Source organism: Flectobacillus sp., from assembly GCF_049240685.1.
Taxonomy (GTDB): domain Bacteria; phylum Bacteroidota; class Bacteroidia; order Cytophagales; family Spirosomataceae; genus Flectobacillus.
In genome coordinates, this window is the sequence record NZ_JBMLSD010000192.1 from 1 (window position 1) to 3279 (window position 3279).

The window sequence follows — 3279 nt, forward strand, 5'->3', positions numbered from 1 at the left end:
GAATCATCGGTTCAAACTCAACGGTTAGTTTGGAACTAGTCACAGGTTTTGAGGACATCCAAAAGCTAGGGGTGAGCGTTGGGCCAAATCCTGCTTCGGATTTTGTAATGATTAATACCGACGAAAACGGTATCAAAGCTGAATTGTTGGACCTTACAGGCAATGTGGTTTCTGAAATAAAATTAAAGGCTGGTACTAATCAATTAGACCTCAAAAATTACCAAAATGGAATGTATCTTTTGCGTATTAGCAAAGACCAGAAGGTAGGCGTGTTTAAGTTGATGAAGTTCTAAGCAGGAAGAGGTTATTAGAGAATTTTTAACTGTTTGATGTTTTCAAAATCGCTCAATTATCCCGAGTTTTAGCGTTGGGATTATACTTCAATCTTCATCAAAAGGGCGTTCGGAGCTAGTTTATCCGAACGCCTTTTTTTTGTGCTATTGTGCTAGAAATGAATGATTTAATGCACATTGTTGCGTCTCTACTGATAGAATGTAAATTTTTAGCATAATCACTTATCACTCCATCTCGATTTATGCAATTTGGGTTTATTTCCAAAACTTATAATTGCCCATCGTAACGGTTGTTCCTGCAAATCGGTCGCCGATGCGTTGGGCTTTTTTAGAATAAATAGCAGAAATTACGGCGCCTAATCCAAGCGTCAAATAAAAGTCGAATATCACGCCAAGCCACCTAAAAAAAGCGTATTTAGGTTCAATCATTTTACCATTTAAGAGTCGCACTCTAAGCCCACAAATAAATTTTCCTACGGTGAATCCTAGAAATAGATATTCAAAAATTAATTCGTAGCAAACACAGAAGGGAAGAAAGTAAATCATTTCTTGGAGACCTGTAAAAAGTCCATCATAAGGGGTAACGTCGTTCCTATTAAGTAAATCATAAAAGCGTCCGAAACAATAATACAGAAATATCAGGTCGATGAACCGAGCCAATGAGCGAAGCAATATTAGTTTGGTTTTTTGCATGATAATAAAATATACGCTTCTGTGAGTCAGTAGTCGCTTGAGTCAACCAAAATTGAAGCGCTGATAATTGCTAATGAGAATTTTAGGGATAATGATACTTAATTTTTCAAGAAAGTTTTACGAAGTTAGGTATTTCTTTTAAACCTTTTAGCAGGTAAATCGTTCCAACAACTCAAGAAAGGTTTTATACTTTCGGGCTCATTTTATGTTGTTCGTACAAAATTTATACTCAATCCAACGCTATGCAAGTATTATTAGTAGAAGACGACCCCAAATTGGCTGGGTTTATTCAGAAGGGTTTTTCTAGCGAAAATATCAACTTAGATATAGCTTACGACGGGTTGATTGGTCAGAGGATTTTGTCCCAAAAACCTTACGATGTAGTAATTTTAGACGTAAATTTACCAAGTATCAACGGCTTTGAGCTTTGTAAATTTGTCAAAAATAATTGGGCATCTACCCCCGTTTTGATGCTAACCGCCTTGAGTACCATCGAAGACAAAGAAATAGGTTTCAATGCTGGTGCAGATGATTATTTAGCCAAACCTTTTGAGTTTAAAGAGTTGCTTCTGAGAGTAAAAGCCCTTGGTCGTCGGAATATGTTTGTTTCTAAACCTAGTAAAATTCTAGAAATTGCAGATTTGAAGCTGAATTTGGATACTCAGGAGGTGACTCGCTCGGATAAAAAAATAGATCTTACCAAACGTGAGTATGACCTCTTGGAATACCTGATGCTCAACAAAGGAAAAGTTGTAAGTAGGGTAGATATTTTGGAAAAAGTGTGGGACCTCAATTTCGATACCAATACCAATGTCATAGATGTGTATATTACTTACTTGAGGAGGAAGTTGGATAAAGATTTTAATCAAAAACTGCTTCATACGATTATTGGTAGAGGCTATTCACTTCGAGAAGAATGACCATAAAACAGCGTATTATCATTGCCTTCCTCTTCGTGGTATCGGCTATTCTTATCCTTTTTTCTTTGTATGTATATTTTTCTTACGAAAGCTACAGGGAAAATCTGATGCACGACCGTCTGAATTCGAGAACGGAGGCTACAAAACGTTTTGTCAAAAGTTTGAGCCGCTTTAAAAAGGAGTTTTTTTTCCCCTTGAGTGAGCAATATGAAGCGGTTTATGACGATAAAAACAAGATTGTGTATACGTCCGATGCCAACCATGATTATTTCCCCGAGATAAGTTTATTAAACCAAATTCGCGCTGAAAAGAAAGTGTATTTTACCTATCCAAATACGCGACTAGGTTACCCGAAAGAGGGGCTAGGGATATCCTATTGGCAAAATGGCAGGGTATACGTGGTTATCGTGACTGCTTATGACTTGCATGGACATAACATGAGCGACACATTACGCTACTCTATTCTTGTAGGAAATCTGCTTGCGCTGATTATTATTAGTTTGACAGGTTACTTTTTTTCAAAAAGAGCCATGGAGCCTTTCGACCGCCTGAATGCGCAACTGGGCGATGCGGCTATTTCTGACTTTGGATTTCGAATCAAAAACTTTGATAACGAACAGAATGAGGCTTCAGTTTTGGCAGATGCAATAAATCATTTATTAGAAAAAATTCAACAATTAGGTGAAAACCAAAAACGCTTTATTTCTTATGCTTCACACGAGTTGCGTACGCCTTTGACAATTACCAAAGGCGTCTTACAAACCTCATTGGCCTATGACCAAAATCAAGATGCTCAAAAAAATAGTATTCAAGAAGCCCTTTCACAAGTAGACAGAGCCATTGATTTATCCAACAACTTATTGTATCTGACAGAAGTGGAATCCATTTCTTCTCCGATTATTATGCATCCAATCAATATCCTCGAATTACTCATGGATACCATTGATGTGATAAATCAGAAATACCCCAAACAATCTCTCAATTTCAGGATTGACGATTCCTTTACAGAATCGGAGGAGGGGGAGCTTGTCAACGGCATGTTTCATTTGCTTCGTTCAGTTCTGATAAATCTTTTGGATAATGCTTGTAAATACTCTAATAAAAAGCCGATTACAGTTGTTCTTTCTAAAGAATCACAGTTTCTGAAAATCGAAATTAAAGACCAAGGTATTGGCATTTCGAAAGAAGATATTCAAAATGTATTTCTACCAATGATGCGGGGTAAAAATAGTACACATATCCAAGGCTCGGGAGTTGGGTTGACCTTGGTCAAAAAAATTATGGAAATCCACAAAGGTAAATTCGATATTCAATCAGAACTAAATCAAGGTACTTGTGTTTGTATTTTACTTCCAATAGCCTGATTCGGAATT

At 36.9% G+C, this 3279-nt stretch carries 4 protein-coding genes; 3 read left to right on the forward strand and 1 reads right to left on the reverse strand.

What is annotated here, in order from left to right:
• A partial coding sequence (locus ACOVQ4_RS08750; RefSeq protein WP_421820270.1) for a T9SS type A sorting domain-containing protein occupies positions 1-293 on the forward strand: 293 nt, incomplete at its 5' end.
• Positions 294-548: 255 nt separating this feature from the next.
• Here the strand turns inward: ACOVQ4_RS08750 and ACOVQ4_RS08755 are convergent.
• The gene (locus tag ACOVQ4_RS08755; RefSeq protein ID WP_421820271.1) at positions 549-986 is read right to left on the reverse strand and encodes an RDD family protein; all 438 of its coding nucleotides are present in this window, start codon (positions 984-986) and stop codon (positions 549-551) included.
• A 242-nt stretch (positions 987-1228) separates the two neighbouring features.
• Here ACOVQ4_RS08755 and ACOVQ4_RS08760 point away from each other — a divergent pair, with 242 nt between their 5' ends.
• Both ACOVQ4_RS08760 and ACOVQ4_RS08765 read left to right on the forward strand, forming a co-directional pair.
• Positions 1229-1906 (forward strand): response regulator transcription factor, encoded by a 678-nt coding sequence (locus tag ACOVQ4_RS08760; protein ID WP_421820272.1) that lies wholly within the window; start codon positions 1229-1231, stop codon positions 1904-1906.
• Complete coding sequence (locus ACOVQ4_RS08765; protein WP_421820273.1) at positions 1903-3270, forward strand: HAMP domain-containing sensor histidine kinase; 1368 nt, start codon at positions 1903-1905, stop codon at positions 3268-3270. Before ACOVQ4_RS08760 ends, ACOVQ4_RS08765 begins: the two co-directional genes overlap by 4 nt.
• Positions 3271-3279 lie beyond the last annotated feature (9 nt).